Below are 15,600 nucleotides of genomic sequence, written 5' to 3'. Positions count from 1 at the left end.
CTGCTGCCATTCTGCTGTTCCGGCGTTTCCGGCCCGTTTTTATTTTTCATTCAACCCACAAAAGCGTAGTTTAGTATCTTGAATTTCGTGTTCGGGAACTATATGGCAAAGCAAAAGCAACAAACAACAGGAAAACCCGCTCCAGTGGCCGCTCAGGAAGAAATGATAGAGGTATACGGCGCCCGGGAGCATAATCTTAAAAATCTAGACATCCGCATCCCCAAGAACAGCCTGGTGGTAATTACCGGTATCAGCGGCAGCGGCAAGTCTTCACTGGCCTTTGATACCATCTATGCCGAAGGGCAGCGCCGGTATATGGAAAGTTTTTCCGCCTATGCGCGCCAGTTTATCGGGGATATGGAACGGCCGGATGTGGACAAGATCATGGGCCTTTCTCCCGTGATCTCCATAGAACAGAAAACCACTAATAAAAACCCGCGGTCTACCGTAGGCACCATTACCGAGATATATGACTTCCTGCGCCTGCTTTACGCCCGCGTGGGAGAAGCCTTTTCCTACAATACCGGCAAACGCATGACGCGTTTTTCCGAAGAGGAAATACTGGCGCACCTGTATTCCCACTACCCGAAAAAGAAACTGGTGATACTGGCGCCCCTGGTGCGCGGCCGCAAAGGGCATTACCGGGAGCTGTTTGAGCAGGTGAGAAAACAGGGTTACCTCAAAGTAAGGGTAGACGGAGAGGTGCTGGACCTTAAGGAGCGCATGCAGGTAGACCGGTACAAGATCCATGACATTGAGTTGGTGATAGACCGCGTGCAGGTGCAGGAAGACGCCCGCACCCGCATCAGCCAGAGCCTGCAGAAAGCCTTGCAGATGGGCAAGGGGCTGATGTTCGTGATGGACCATGATACGGGAAAGGTATCCCAGTACAGCCGCCAGCTGATGTGTGAGGATACGGGCATTTCTTACGAAGAACCGTCTCCCAACACGTTTTCTTTCAACTCTCCCTACGGCGCCTGCCCCCGTTGCAAAGGGCTGGGCACCATTTACCAGATCAATATGGACGAGGTGCTGCCTGACCGCAGCAAATCCATCAACGAAGGCGGGCTGGTGCCCCTCGGTGAAGCCAGGGATACGTTTACCTTCAAACAGATACAGCAGCTCGCCAGAAAATACAAGTTCTCGCTGTCCGCCCCCATCGAAAAAATACCGGAAAAGGCCATGAACGTGCTGCTCTTCGGTGACGAGAACGGTAAGCTGGAAGTAGACATGGGCTTTGACGAGAATGGCGGGGAAATGTACGCTACGGAATATGAAGGGGTGGTGAACATGGTACGCCGCTATTTTAACGATACGTCTTCAGACGCGGTACGCAACTGGGCGGAAGGTTTCATGCAGTTGTCTACCTGCCCGGAATGCAACGGCAGCCGCCTGAAAAAGGAAAGCCTGATGTTCAAGGTAGACAGGAAGAATATTTCCGAGCTGGGCGAGATGAACCTCAGCGCCCTGGCGGCCTGGTTTGCGGACATAGAAAAAAGGCTTGACAACAAGCAGAACGTGATTGCCAAAGACGTGCTGAAAGAAATACGGGAACGCCTGGGCTTTTTGCTGGACGTGGGGTTGACCTATCTCACCCTCAACCGCCCCACGCGCACGCTGAGCGGCGGGGAGTCCCAGCGTATCAGGCTGGCCACGCAAATAGGCTCCCAACTGATGGGCATCACCTACATTCTTGACGAGCCCAGCATTGGCCTGCACCAGCGGGACAACATGCGCCTGATAGAGGCCCTGCGCAATCTCAAGACCATGGGCAACACCGTGATAGTAGTGGAGCACGATAAAGACATTATGCTTAGTGCAGACCACCTGATAGATATCGGGCCGGGCGCCGGCATACACGGCGGCAGCGTGGTGGCCCAGGGCCGCCCCGCGGACATGCTGAAGCTGGGTACCGCCACGGCCGGCTACCTCAACGGGCGGCGCGAAATACCCGTGCCGGCTACCCGCCGCAAGGGCAACGGCAAGTTCCTGGAGCTGAAAGGCGCCAACGGCAACAACCTCAAGAACGTAAACCTGAAGCTGCCGCTGGGCGCGTTTATTTGCGTAACCGGCGTATCCGGCAGCGGCAAGTCAACGCTCATCAATGAAACGCTGTACCCCATCCTTTCCCGCCATGCGTATGATTCCAAGCTGGTGCCCATGCCTTACAAAAGCATCAAGGGGCTGGAGGAAATAGACAAGGTGATCGAGATCGACCAGTCGCCTATAGGCCGCACCCCGCGCAGCAATCCCGCTACCTACTGCGGCTTTTTTACGGAGATCAGGCAGCTGTTTGCCGCCGTGCCGGAGGCCAAAATAAGGGGCTACAACGCCGGCCGGTTCTCTTTTAACGTAAAGGGAGGCCGCTGCGATGTATGTGAAGGCGCCGGGGTACGGGTGATAGAAATGAACTTCCTGCCTGATGTATACGTGCATTGTGAAAAATGCAACGGTCGCCGCTACAACCGCGAAACGCTGGAGATCCGCTATAAAGGAAAGTCTATCTCTGACGTGCTGGACATGACGGTGGAAGAAGCCGTTGAGTTCTTCCAGCCGGTGCCCTATCTTTACCGCAAAATAAAGACCCTGCAGGATGTAGGGCTGGGGTACATCACCCTGGGGCAGAGCGCGGTAACCCTTTCCGGCGGGGAGGCCCAGCGGGTGAAGGTGGCCACGGAACTGTCCAAGAAAGATACCGGGAAAACCATTTATATACTGGACGAGCCCACCACCGGCCTGCATTTCCAGGACATCCAGCTGCTGCTCAACGTACTGAACAAACTGGTGGAAAGAGGCAATACCGTGCTGGTGATAGAACATAATCTCGATGTGGTAAAAGTGGCGGACCATGTAGTAGACCTGGGGCCGGAAGGCGGCGAAGGCGGCGGCCGCATACTGTGTACCGGCACGCCGGAAGAAGTAAGCAATTGCAAGGAAAGCCATACCGCCGTATTTTTGAAAAAAGAACTGAAGAAATAGACCGCTGTGCCAACAATGCGCCATATGAAATATTTTCTGCTGATTGCCGGCCTCCTGCTGGCGGGCCTTACGGCATGCGATGACGATACCAAGGTATGTGATACGGACACGCGCACGGCACTGCGGGCCGCATTTGTGTATTTCCGGGATTCTACAGACATGGAACGGGATACCATTTTCCCCAAGGTGACCTTTGGCGCGCTGAATAAAGATACCATATACCGGCGTACCCAGGGCCTTACCGGCCTGCAGTTCCAGCTGGACAGGGTGGCGGACAGCAGCCGCTTTTACCTGCAAACGGACTCTACCGCCGCTATAGACACGATCACCTTCCGCTACCGCCGCCAGCCCAAGTTTGTATCTGCCGGTTGCGGCGTAGTGATGCATTATATACTTGACACTGTTTTTTCTACCCGGAAAGTGATCAAAAGCATACAGATCGATCAGCCGGCCATAACCACTGCCAATGAAAAGAATGTCACGTTCCATTTTTAGCGCCCTGCTGCTGTTACTGGCCCTTGGCTCTGCCGCGCAGGATGCGCAAAAGCCCAAAAAGGACACGGCAAAGCCGGTGACTATGATGGTGCCCGCAGGGTTGCGCCTGGGGCTGGATATTTCCAGGCTGGCCGTGCATTATTTTCAACCCTACCGTACAGACGTTACCGTTAACCTGGACGCGCGCTATAATGACCGGTTGTACTTTGCCTCAGACCTCAGTTACAACCGCACCGCCCATGAAGACGAGAATTATACCTACCGCAGCAGTGGCTTCGCTGTTACGCTGGGCGCCAATTACAACTTCCTGAAAAAACAGGTGCCCAAAGAAAATTTCATGATCTATGGCGGCGCGCGCTACGGCCTGGCCGTTTACAGTTACGAAGTGCCGGAGTACCATGTTGCCAGCGAGTATTGGGGCAACTACACCGGCAGCGTGCCCAAAACCAGCCAGCTGGCGCACTGGTTTGAGCTGACGGTAGGCATCAAGGTGGAAGTGCTTAAAAATTTCTACCTCGGCTGGAGCCTGCATGAGCGGCTGCTGATAAGCCGTAATGTATCCAAGCAGGACTTTCCGCCCCTGGTAATACCCGGCTACGGCAAGGGCTATAAAAACAACAGCTTCGATATGCAATACTCCGTTGCATACCTCATCCCCCTCTACAAAGTAAAGCAGGCCGTTAAATTATAGGCGCTGTAGTTGGCGAATAAAAAAACGCCGGGGGCTGGCCCCGGCGTTGTGTAGTATGTTTATTGGTCAGATATTATTCCTGGTCAAAATTTTCAGCGCCTGTGCTGCCGCTGTCCTGCCCGCCGCCATCGTTATATCCGCCGCGTTCAGGCCCACGGTCGTACCCGCCGCGTCCGCCACGGTCATAGCCGCCACCGCCGCCGCGGTCGTATCCACCACCACCACGGTCATAGCCGCCACCACCGCCGCCACGGTCATATCCTCCTCCGCCACCGCGGTCGTATCCCCGGCCGCCGCCACGGTCATAACCACCGCCGCCACCGCCGCGGTTATAGCCTCCGCCACCGCCGCCACGGTCATACCCGCCGCCACGGCTGCCGCCGCCACCGCCACGGTTGAAGCCTCCGCCTCCTCCGCCGCGGTTAAAGCCACCACCGCCTCCGCGGTTGAAGCCTCCTCCTCCGCCGCGGTTAAAGCCTCCGCCAAAACCGCCGCGCTGCTGCCTCTTTTCAATGCCCCAGAGGTAACCTTCGCGGAAACGTATAATGCTGCGCGGGTCCGTGCTGAACTTGCCCCAGGCAAAACCGGAGCCTACCGGCTGGTTCCGCAGGTCGCCAATATAATAGTTATAAGGCAGTTGCTCCGCAAAAGCACGCAGCTCCTCATCTTCAGCATGACGGGCTTCATCGCGGGGGATGAGGCCGTCTTCCCGGTCCCAGATATCGTTCACCACTATTTCATGCACCATGCCAATGCTCGATTTACGGGTTTCTTTCCCGTATTCGTGCAGCTGCTGCAGAAATTCCGTGAGGTTTTCAGATTGTTTGACAATAACGGCAGGGTCTGAGCACACGTAGAACACATTGCCCCAGTTGCCCTGGCTGTCTACGTCCAGTACCCAGTAATTGCCATAACCGTCCCCAGCAATACGGATAGAATTGGGGATAAGGTTGTAGATCTCAAAATCCCGGGTGCCGTCAAAGGTGATGGCATCCAGGCCATAGAAGAGAAAGCCGCTGCTGAATTGTAACAGTTCCCGTATGTCTTCGGGAATATGTTTGGTGCGCAGATGTTTCGCTATGATATCAATTTCCTGGTCTGATAAACCCGGCATCAGTTCTACGGTATATTCTTCCTGTTTGTTGGTTTGATACTTCTCATGCAGCATCGTATTCAACTGTTCGAGTGGCCTCATTGTATATGTAATATATTTTAAAAATTGTCTTTTACGCCGGAGTCCTGATCATTTCTATATGCGGGATGTCATCCTCCATGTACATTTCACTACTTTTTACAAAACCAAGGGATTCATAAAATTGTTGCAGGTACAGTTGTGCGCCTATCTTAATTGGTATTTTACCCCATCGCGTCTCAAGCGTTGAAATGGAAAACTGCATCAAGATACGCCCAATTCCTTTATTTCTTGCAAAAGGTGCTGTAACCACCCTCCCGATTGCCGCCATATCGAACTTGATACCGGCCGCAAACAACCTTGTGTAGGCCGCCAGCCCGCCGTCCGTCCAGCCCATCACATGGATGGCCAGCTGGTCTGCATTATCCATATCAAGATACGCACACTTTTGCTCCACTACAAATACTTCGCTTCTCAACCGCAGCACCTGGTATAGCTCTTCCGTGCTTAATTCGCTGAATTGCTTGATTTTCCAATCAATATGCATGCATTCATTTTTTGGGGGAAGCCCACACTTTTAATATAAATTTATACTGTTGCTGTTATGATTTATGAAAGAGGTTGCCGAAATTGGGCACGGAAACCACTTTTTTTGAATTTAATCAACTGCATGCTACCATTTTTGACGCTGGAGCACGTTACCGTGCGCCATCTTGATAAAACCCTCTTCCGGGACCTCTCCTGGCAGATCAATACCGGGGAGCACTGGGCCATCACAGGTGCCAGTGGTTCCGGCAAAACCAGCCTTCTGCATACAATTCTCGGCAAAAATAATGTTATCAATGGCAGTATCCGACATTATTTTTACGACCGCTACCGGCAAACGCATGAAATTACGGACCCGTACTTCAATTATCGCCGCCTGATTGCCATGGTAGGGCATCATCACGACTTCCGCAATTTATCCCATACCACGGATTTTTACTATCAGCAGCGTTTCAACAGCATGGATTCCGGAGACGCGCCTACCGTGAACGAGTACCTGGAAGGCCGCGCCGCGGACCCGGAGCTGGCGCCCCTGCAGGTGGCCGGCCTGGCGCATAAGGAACTGATCAAATTGTCTAACGGAGAAACCCGCCGTGTGCGCATTGCGCAGGCCCTGCTCCAGAAACCCGCCCTGCTCCTGCTGGACAACCCCTTTATTGGCCTTGACGTACAGGCCCGCAAAGCCTTTCATGGCATTGTAGACCACGTGATCCGGTCAGGCGCCACCGTGGTGCTGGTAACGTCTCCCGCCGAGGTCCCGCCCGGCATTACCCACGTGCTGCACCTGGAAGAGGGCCGCATTGCCGGCACCTTCACGCGGGAAGCCTTTCTGGCGCAATACCGGGAAGAGGCGCCGCCGGCCGCCGGCCTGCAAATAGACCCCGCCCTGCTGGCAGGCCTCATTGCAGACGCGCCCGCCGCCAGTTATGAGCATGTGGTGCGTATGGAAAATATTTTTGTGAAATACGGGGAGAACGTGATACTGGACGGTATCAACTGGACCATCCGCCCCCACGAGCAGTGGGCGCTCCTGGGGCCGAACGGTTCCGGCAAATCTACCCTGCTGAGCCTTATCAATGCAGACAATCCCCAGGCCTACGCCAACAAGATCGAGTTGTTTGACCGCCGGCGCGGCAGCGGGGAAAGTATCTGGGACATCAAAAAGAAAATAGGCTTCGTATCTCCCGAACTGCACCAGTATTTCAAATCAGACGCTACCTGCCTGCAGGTGGCCGGCTCCGGTTTTTTTGATACCATCGGTTACCTGCGCACCTGTACGCCGGAACAGTTGCAGAAAGCGGAAGGCTGGCTGAAGGTGCTCGAAACAGACCGGTTTGCCGGGGAAAAGTTCCAGCAAGTGCCGGAAAGCGTGCAGCGCCTGGTATTGCTGGCGCGGGCGCTGGTGAAAAACCCGCCTCTCCTCATCTTTGATGAGCCCTGCCAGGGGCTGGACGCGCACCAGAAAAACCATTTCAAGGCCGTGGTGGAAGCACTTTGCCGCCACCTGCCCGTCACCCTCATTTATGTGACCCATTATGAAGAAGAACTGCCTGCCGGTGTGCAGCATTTTTTACGGATACGGAACGGTAAAATGATTTAATGCGATATCTTTATCTATATTCTTAAAACCTCATATATTATGTACCCTCAAAAGTGGCGCATTGCCCTGGCCGCCGTGTTCGTTTGCGGCGCCCTGGCCGTAGCAATATCTGCCTGCAACACCAAAGCAAAAGAAATGAACCCCGCGTTTGCGAAGTACATTGAAGCGTTTACTTCCGGCGTGATCTCCAAACAAAGCGCCATCCGCATACAACTGGCCGGAGAAGTGAATGTGACCCACGCACAGAACGAGCCCCTGGCGGAAGATGTTTTTTCCTTCAGCCCCTCCATCAAAGGCAAGGCCTATTGGGTAGACGCCACTACCATAGAGTTCAGGCCGGAGAAAAACCTGGAGCCGGGCCGGTCTTATAAAGCTACATTCAGGCTGGGCAAGGTAATGAGCGTACCGTCAGACCTGAAAACATTTGAGTTCGATTTCCAGGTGATCAAACCTTCCTTTGAAGTAGAATTGTACGGCCTCAGGTCTGCCGGCAACAGCGGGGAGAAAATGGTGCTCACCGGCGCCGTATACACGGCAGACGCGGAAGAAGTGCAGGCCGTGGAAAAACTGGTTACCGCGCAGTACGCCGGTTCCAGCATCACCTGGCAGCACGATGCGGCCAACAGGCAATACCGGTTTACCGTTAACAATATTGCCCGGAAAACCGCCGAGGCTACCCTGAAAGTGGCCTGGAACGGCCAGCCTATTGGCGCGGCTGATGTGAAAGACGAAAGAGAGATCAAAGTGCCGGCCGTGGGTGATTTTAAAGTGCTGGACATCAGGCCCATGTATGACCCGGAAGATTATGTGCTGGTGCAGTTCAGCGACCCCGTTAACCAGGGCCAGAGCCTTGACGGCCTGATAGGCATCAGCGGCGCAAGCGACCTGCGGTATACCGTAGAAGGCAGCGAAGTGAAAGTGTTTGCCGCCCAGCGCCTGGAAGGCAATTACACCGTAGCGGTGAACGAAGGCATTCTCAACGCCTTTGACAAACGCCTGGAAAAGTCTTTCACCGGCAGCGTCAACTTCGAGAACCGCCTGCCCTCCGTGAGCATTCCCGGCAAAGGCGTCATCATGCCGCAAAGCGGCAAACTGGTGATGCCGTTTGACGCCGTAGGTCTCAAGGCGGTAGACGTGATGGTGATCAAGATATACGAGAACAACATTCCCCAATACCTGCAGCGCAATAACCTCAACGGCGATAATGAAATACGGCGTGTAGGCAGGCCCGTAGCCGTAAAGACCATCCGCCTGGATGCGGACAGGTCTGTGAACCTGCACAAGCGCACCCGCTTCAGCCTTGACCTGGAGCAACTGGTAAAAGCGGAACCGGGCGCCATTTACAGGGTGACCATCGGTTTCCGTAAAGAATATGCGGTGTATGCCTGCAAGGGAACGGCCGGTCAGGAAGGGGAAGACGAAGGAAGCGAGGATGACGGCGAATATTACGGCGAAAAGATAGATGAAGAAGATGCTTTCTGGCAACGGTATGACAGCTATTATCCCTACGGCTACCGCTGGTCTGACCGGGACAATCCCTGTACCAATTCCTATTATAACAAAGAACGATGGGCTTCCCGCAACATCATTTCTTCCAACATAGGCCTCATAGCCAAACGCGGTAATGACAACAGCATGCTGGTGGCCGTTACGGACATCCGCGATGCCAAGCCCCTTTCCGGCGTGGAGCTGGACCTGCTGGACTACCAGCAGCAGGTGATATTTTCCACTAAAAGCGATGGGGACGGTTTTGCGAAGTTTGAGCTGAAACGCAAGCCTTACCTGCTGGTGGCTAAACGAGACGGTGAACGCGGCTACCTCAAGCTGGACGATGGCAGCTCCCTGCCCCTGAGCCGCTTTGACGTAAAGGGAGAAGAAGTGCAGGAAGGCATGAAAGGGTTTATTTACGGCGAGCGCGGCGTATGGCGCCCGGGAGATTCCATTTACCTCACGTTCATGCTGGAAGACAAAGACAAAAAACTGCCGGCCAACCACCCGGTGATGCTGGAGCTGTACAACCCCAAAGGGCAGTTGTACAAACGCATCAACCAGCACCAGTCCCTGAACGGTTTTTACAACTTCCACACCGTTACAGAACCGGAGGCGCCCACAGGCAGCTGGCTGGCCAAAGTAAAAGTAGGCGGCGCGGAGTTCAGGAAAAATGTGCGCATAGAGACCGTAAAGCCCAACCGCCTGAAAGTAAAGCTGGACTTTGGCAACAAAGACTACCTGGTGAAAGAGGAAGGCCCCAGGGGCACGCTCACGGCGGCCTGGTTGTTCGGCGCCCCGGCGCAGAGCCTCAAGGCCAAGGTAGACGTTTCGCTCACCGCTTCCACTACTGCTTTCCCCAAACTGAGCGGGTATCATTTTGATGACCCCACGGAACGGTTCAGCGCGGAGAACAAAACTATTTTTGACGGCAGCCTCAGCGCAGACGGCAACGCCCCCGTAGCGGCCAGCATACCGGTGGGAGAACGCGCTCCCGGCGTGCTGAAGGCCAATTTTGAAGTGAAGGTGTTTGAGCCCGGCGGAGATTTCAGCATAGACCACTTCTCCATGCCCTACCATGTGTTTGACTCCTACGTAGGCGTGGCCGCGCCGGAGGGAGACCGCCTTACCGGCATGCTGGTAACCGGCAAAACACACCAGGTAAGCATCGTGAACGTAGACCCTTCCGGCAAGGCCATTGCCGGCAGCCGTAACGTGCAGGTACAGTTGTACAAAGTGCGCTGGCGGTGGTGGTGGGACGAAAGCGAGAATGATTACAGCAACTTTACAGATGATAACTACAACCAGCTGCTGCAAACCAAAACCGTTACCCTGCAGAGCGGCAAAGGCACCTGGCCGCTGCGTATAGACCAGCCCGAATGGGGGCGCTACCTCATCCGCGTGAAAGACCTGGAAAGCGGGCACATCACCGGCCAGAGCGTTTACATAGACTGGCCTGACTATGCGGAACGCCTGCAGAAGGAGAACCCTGAAGAGGCGGCCATGCTGGTATTTACGTCAGACAAAAACAAATACAACGTAGGGGACGAAGTAACCCTCACCATTCCCAGCAGCGAAGGCGGCCGCGGCCTCATCAGCATAGAGTCCGGCAGCAAGGTGCTGAAAACCGACTGGATAGGCACGCAGAAAGGCCAAACGGTATACAAGTTCAAGGCAGACAAGAACATGGCGCCCAATATATACGTGAACGTGAGCCTGCTGCAGCCGCATGCGCAAACAGCTAACGACCTGCCCATCCGCATGTACGGCACCATTCCCATACTGGTAGAAGACCCCTCCACTATTCTCAAGCCGCAGGTAAGCCTGCCCGCTACCCTGCGGCCGGAAACAGAAGCGGCCATCTCCGTATCGGAAACGTCCGGCAAGGCCATGACCTACACCATTGCGCTGGTAGATGAAGGCCTGCTGGACCTGACCCGCTTCAGAACGCCCGACCCGCACAGCGCGTTCTACGCCCGCGAAGCCCTGGGCGTAAAAACCTGGGACCTTTTCGACTATGTGCTGGGCGCATGGGGTGGAGACCTGGAGCGGATACTGAGCATTGGTGGTGATGAAGGGCTGAACAAGGATGCCAGCACTGCCAAGGCCAACCGTTTCAAGCCCGTTGTGAAATTCATGGGCCCCTATTATCTGAAGAAGGGGGGCAAAGCTACCCATAAAGTGCAGCTGCCGCCTTACATAGGTTCGGTAAAAGCCATGGTGGTAGCCGGGCAAGACGGTGCCTACGGCTTTGCGGACAAAACCGCCGCAGTTAAAAAACCGCTGATGCTGCTGGCCACCGTACCAAGGGTGCTGGGCCCCGGGGAAACCATACAATTGCCGGTAACCGTATTCGGACTGGAACCGCATGTACGGCAGGCCAATGTAACACTCACCTCCAACCCCTACTTTGAGGTGGTGGGAGAAACCACCAAACAGGTGAGTTTCCCCAAACCCGGTGAGCAAATGGTATACTTTGATGTGAAGATCCGCCAGCAGGTCGGCATCGGTAAATTCAAGGTGGTAGCTACCAGCGGCAAGGAAAGGGCGGAAGAGAACGTGGAGCTGGATGTGCGCAATCCCAACCCGTACCTCGCCAATGTAATGGAGCAAACGCTGGAGCCCGGCGCATCTTGGAATACCGCCTTTAACGCGGTGGGCATGGCCGGCACCAATACCGGCGTGCTCGAAGTATCTACCATACCCGCCATGAACCTGGGCAAACGGCTGGAGTACCTTATTCAATACCCGCACGGCTGCCTGGAACAAACTACGTCTTCCGTGTTCCCGCAGCTGGCCCTGTCTCAACTGATGGACCTCAGCGAGCGCCAGGCCGCGGAAGTAGACCGCAACATCAAGGCGGGCATTAACCGCCTGAAGGGCTACCAGCTTACAGACGGCGGCATGGGCTACTGGCCCGGCGCATCGGAAGCCAACGAATGGAGCACCAACTACGCCGGTCATTTCATGCTGGAAGCGCAGGCGCGCGGCTACACGCTGCCGCCCGGTTTCCTTGACCTGTGGAAGAAATACCAGCGCAACAAAGCCGTAAGCTGGTCTCCCTCCAGCTACACCTATTACGGCGGGGACCTGGTGCAGGCGTACCGCCTCTACCTGCTGGCTATGGCCAAAACACCGGAGCTGGGCGCCATGAACCGGCTGAAAGAGTTCCAGCATTTGTCCGCACCCGCCAAATGGCGGCTGGCCGCCGCTTACCGGATGGCCGGGCAGGTAGAAGCGGCCAACGCGCTGGCCAAAGGCCTGAGCACCGCCGTGCAGCCATATTCGCAACTCAGCGGCACCTTCGGCTCAGACCTCAGGGACAAAGCTATGATATTGGAAACGCTCACTATACTCGGCCAGCGCACCGAGGCCAACAACCTGGTGAAACAGATCGCCGCCGAGTTGGGCCGGGATTACTGGTACAGCACCCAATCTACCGCCTACAGCCTGATCGCCATTGCCAAATATTGCGGAGAGAACAAAGCTGCCGGTAAAATGACCTACAGCTACCGGCTGAATGGCACATCCGGCAATATCAACAGCGGTTCTTACATCACACAAACGCCTGTCAGCTTCAATACCCTCAACGGCAATGTAAGCCTGGAGAACAAAGGGCAGAACGTGCTGTACGCACGCCTCATACTGCGCGGCCAGCCGGAAGCAGGCCAGGACCCGTATGCGGACAACAACCCGGAAGTGCTTGACATGCATGTGCAGTACGCCAGCCGCAACGGGCAGCCGGTAAATCCGGAGCAGTTGCGGCAGGGTACGGACTTTGTGGCCACGGTAACGCTGAAGAACCCCGGCAAGCGCGGGTTCTATGAGAATATGGCTTTAACGCAGGTATTCCCCTCCGGCTGGGAGATCATCAATACCCGCCTCATCGGCAACGACAGTACCATGCGCTCATCTCCCTATACTTACCGCGATATCAGGGACGACCGGGTGTATACTTATTTCAATCTCGAAGAGACCAAAACAGTTACCTACCAGGTGCTGCTGAACGCCGCTTACCTGGGCCGGTACTACCTCCCTGCGGCATCCTGCGAGGCTATGTATGATAACAACATTCATGCGTTTGTGCCCGGCAGGTGGGTGGAAGTAACGAAGTAGATGGGCGCATGCTGCAAACGGCGTACTGGTGTAAGGTAGCTTTAAAGGTATGCCAGCGCCATGCGGCGGTTTAGTTTACAGTGTATTTTTTGTGTGTATTCAATGTTGAGGCGGTTTACATATTGGGCGGTTAAACGAAAATGGTGGCTGGCTGCAGCGAGCGTGCTGCTGGTGGTGTACTATTTCATGCTGCCCCGCCAGTTGTTTACCGCGCCTACTTCTTACGTGATCGAAGATGTAAAGGGCGAGCTGCTGAATGCTGCTATTGCGGCAGACGGGCAATGGCGTTTTCCGGCAGACAAAACCGTGCCGGACAAATTTGCGAAATGCATCGTAGCGTATGAAGACAAACGTTTTTATTATCACTGGGGCATAGACCCGCTGGCCGTTGGGCGCGCGCTGAAGCAGAACCTGGGCGGCGGCAGGGTGGTAAGTGGCGCCAGCACCATCACCATGCAGGTCATACGCCTGTACCGCAACAAGCCGCGCACGCTCTGGCAGAAGCTGGTGGAAATGGTGCTGGCCACACGGCTGGAGTTCAGGCACTCCAAAAAAGCCATCCTGGGCCTGTACGCCGGCAACGCCCCTTTCGGCGGCAACGTGGTGGGGCTGGAAGCCGCATCGTGGCGGTACTACGGCCGCAAGCCGGACCAGCTCTCCTGGGCGGAAATGGCCACCCTGGCCGTATTGCCCAACAGTCCTGCCCTGATACACCCCGGCCGCAACCGCCAGGTATTGTTTGAGAAAAGGAACGCGCTGCTGGAAAAGCTGTGGCGCAACGGTACCATAGACAGCGCTACCTGCGCCCTTTCCTCCGCGGAACCGCTGCCAGACAAGCCGCACGCCCTGCCGCAGGAAGCGCCGCATCTGCTCTACCGCTTCCGGCAGGAAAGAAAAAGCGGCAGCACCCGCCTGCGCACGTCGGTAGAAGGCGCGCTGCAACGGAATGTGAATGACATCCTGTACCGCCATCATCTTCAGCTCAAGGCCAACGGCATCAACAACGCCGCCGCGCTGGTGCTGGACGTGGAAACCGGCCATGCACTGGCCTACGTGGGTAACGTGTACAATCCTGACAACCCCGAACTGGAAAGTTATGTAGACATCATACAAGCGCCCCGGAGCCCCGGCAGTACGCTGAAACCCTTGCTATACGCCGGTATGCTCAATGATGGCCTGGTATTGCCACACACCCTGCTGCCGGATGTGCCCACGCAGATTGCCGGGTATACGCCGCAGAACTTTGACCGCAACTATGACGGCGGCGTGCCCGCTTCCCGCGCACTGGCCCGCTCGCTGAACATCCCCGCTGTGCGCATGCTGCAGCAATACCGCGCGGAGCGCTTCCTGGTGCTGCTGAAACGCCTGGGCATTACCACCATGAACAAACCCGTGGCCCACTACGGCCTGTCAATGATCCTGGGCGGCGGTGAAACCACGCTGTGGGAACTGACCGGCGTATACGCCAGCCTGGCGCGTACCTTGCTGCACCAGGACCAGTACGCCGGAAAGTATGATGCGGACGATTATCACGCCCCCGGTTACCGCCCGGATGAAACATTGCCCTCCCGGCACGCTCGTGAAAAATTCGGTGTGCTGGACGCGGGCGCCATCTGGTATGCCTTCCAGGCCATGGAAGAAGTGATGCGCCCCGGTGAGGAATTTATCTGGCAGCACTTTGCTTCCTCCCGCCCCATAGCCTGGAAAACCGGCACCAGCTTTGGTTTCAGGGACGGGTGGGCTATTGGCGTAACCCCGCAGCATGTAGTGGGCGTATGGGTGGGCAATGCGGACGGCGAAGGCCGCCCCGGTCTCACTGGCGTTTCTACCGCCGCGCCGGTGATGTTCGATATTTTTCGTTTGCTCCACACCGTTAGCTCATTTGCCACACCCGCCGGCAAGCTGCACAACATTGCCGTATGCCGCCAGAGCGGCTACCGCGCGGGGCAGTATTGCATGGAGAAAGACAGCCTGGCCGTTCCCGCCGCCGGGCTTCGTTCTGCCGTGTGCCCCTACCACCAGCTGATACACCTGGACGCCGCCGGCCGCTACCGCGTAACGGCAGACTGTGAGCGCCCGGAACTGATGCAGCACCGGCCATGGTTTGTGCTGCCGCCCGCCATGGAATATTTTTACAAGACCACGCATACCTATGAGCCCCTGCCGCCCTTTAAACCAGGCTGCATTTCCGCCCCGGAAACCCGCTCCATGGAACTGATCTACCCCCGGGCAAATGCGCGCATCTACGTACCCATAGAGCTGGACGGCAGCCTCGGCGAAACGGTGTTCAAGGCCACGCACCGGCAACAGGGCGCAAAGATCTTCTGGCACCTGGACAACAAGTTTGCAGGCACAACATCTGATTTTCATCAACTGTCACTGCGGCCGCAGCCGGGGAAACATACCATTACGCTGGTAGATGAGGAAGGGGAGCAGATCGTGCAGGCGTTTGAGATTTTGGGGAAGGAGAAATAGTAAGTAGCCGTGAAGTTATGAAGGAAAATTAATTGCAATTAATTTCACCCGTCTCCCAGACAATTTTCATCTACAATT

General features: G+C 55.8%; 8 protein-coding genes. 6 read left to right on the top strand and 2 right to left on the bottom strand.

Features of this window, described 5'->3' with window-relative positions; translation table 11 throughout:
• Positions 1-102 precede the first annotated feature (102 nt).
• The 3 genes from uvrA to D3A97_RS04565 are packed head-to-tail and all read left to right on the top strand — an operon-like array spanning position 103 to position 4,165.
• The gene (uvrA, locus tag D3A97_RS04575; RefSeq protein ID WP_119078424.1) at positions 103-2,979 is read left to right on the top strand and encodes an excinuclease ABC subunit UvrA; all 2,877 of its coding nucleotides are present in this window, start codon (positions 103-105) and stop codon (positions 2,977-2,979) included.
• Positions 2,980-3,003: 24 nt separating this feature from the next.
• Entirely contained in the window at positions 3,004-3,474 is a 471-nt protein-coding gene (locus D3A97_RS04570) for a DUF6452 family protein (protein WP_119077118.1), read from the top strand.
• On the top strand, positions 3,446-4,165 hold the full coding sequence (locus tag D3A97_RS04565; RefSeq protein ID WP_157986351.1) for a DUF6048 family protein: 720 nt from the start codon (positions 3,446-3,448) through the stop codon (positions 4,163-4,165). The genes D3A97_RS04570 and D3A97_RS04565 overlap by 29 nt, the downstream gene beginning before the upstream one ends.
• A gap of 73 nt (positions 4,166-4,238) precedes the next feature.
• On the opposite strand, the gene D3A97_RS25225 is transcribed toward D3A97_RS04565, so the two are convergent.
• On the bottom strand, positions 4,239-5,360 hold the full coding sequence (locus D3A97_RS25225) for an SMI1/KNR4 family protein (protein ID WP_198673862.1): 1,122 nt from the start codon (positions 5,358-5,360) through the stop codon (positions 4,239-4,241).
• A gap of 31 nt (positions 5,361-5,391) precedes the next feature.
• On the bottom strand, positions 5,392-5,844 hold the full coding sequence (locus D3A97_RS04550) for a GNAT family N-acetyltransferase (RefSeq protein WP_119077113.1): 453 nt from the start codon (positions 5,842-5,844) through the stop codon (positions 5,392-5,394).
• Between the two features lie 123 nt (positions 5,845-5,967).
• Here D3A97_RS04550 and D3A97_RS04545 point away from each other — a divergent pair, with 123 nt between their 5' ends.
• The 3 genes from D3A97_RS04545 to pbpC all read left to right on the top strand — a co-directional run bounded on the left by D3A97_RS04545 (position 5,968) and on the right by pbpC (position 15,522).
• Positions 5,968-7,443 carry an ATP-binding cassette domain-containing protein gene (locus D3A97_RS04545; RefSeq protein WP_119077110.1) on the top strand — a complete coding sequence of 492 codons (1,476 nt, stop codon included), beginning with the start codon at positions 5,968-5,970 and terminating at the stop codon, positions 7,441-7,443.
• Between the two features lie 39 nt (positions 7,444-7,482).
• A complete protein-coding gene (locus D3A97_RS04540) occupies positions 7,483-13,047 on the top strand; it encodes an alpha-2-macroglobulin family protein (RefSeq protein ID WP_119077107.1) in 5,565 nt (1,854 codons plus the stop codon).
• 102 nt (positions 13,048-13,149) lie between these two features.
• The gene (gene pbpC / locus D3A97_RS04535; RefSeq protein ID WP_119077104.1) at positions 13,150-15,522 is read left to right on the top strand and encodes a penicillin-binding protein 1C; all 2,373 of its coding nucleotides are present in this window, start codon (positions 13,150-13,152) and stop codon (positions 15,520-15,522) included.
• Positions 15,523-15,600 lie beyond the last annotated feature (78 nt).

The organism is Chitinophaga alhagiae (assembly GCF_003568665.1).
GTDB classification, from domain to species: domain Bacteria; phylum Bacteroidota; class Bacteroidia; order Chitinophagales; family Chitinophagaceae; genus Chitinophaga; species Chitinophaga alhagiae.
Note: the sequence above shows the minus strand (reverse complement) of the source record. Positions and strands in the feature narration are given on the sequence as shown.

Bases quoted from the DNA above. Each gene is read 5' to 3' on its own strand.
- D3A97_RS04540 (WP_119077107.1), top strand. From the start codon at position 7,483: ATGTACCCTCAAAAGTGGCGCATTGCCCTGGCCGCCGTGTTCGTTTGC.
- D3A97_RS25225 (WP_198673862.1), bottom strand. From the start codon at position 5,360: ATGAGGCCACTCGAACAGTTGAATACGATGCTGCATGAGAAGTATCAA.
- D3A97_RS04565 (WP_157986351.1), top strand. From the start codon at position 3,446: ATGAAAAGAATGTCACGTTCCATTTTTAGCGCCCTGCTGCTGTTACTG.
- D3A97_RS04550 (WP_119077113.1), bottom strand. From the start codon at position 5,844: ATGCATATTGATTGGAAAATCAAGCAATTCAGCGAATTAAGCACGGAA.
- D3A97_RS04570 (WP_119077118.1), top strand. From the start codon at position 3,004: ATGAAATATTTTCTGCTGATTGCCGGCCTCCTGCTGGCGGGCCTTACG.
- D3A97_RS04545 (WP_119077110.1), top strand. From the start codon at position 5,968: ATGCTACCATTTTTGACGCTGGAGCACGTTACCGTGCGCCATCTTGAT.
- uvrA (WP_119078424.1), top strand. From the start codon at position 103: ATGGCAAAGCAAAAGCAACAAACAACAGGAAAACCCGCTCCAGTGGCC.
- pbpC (WP_119077104.1), top strand. From the start codon at position 13,150: ATGTTGAGGCGGTTTACATATTGGGCGGTTAAACGAAAATGGTGGCTG.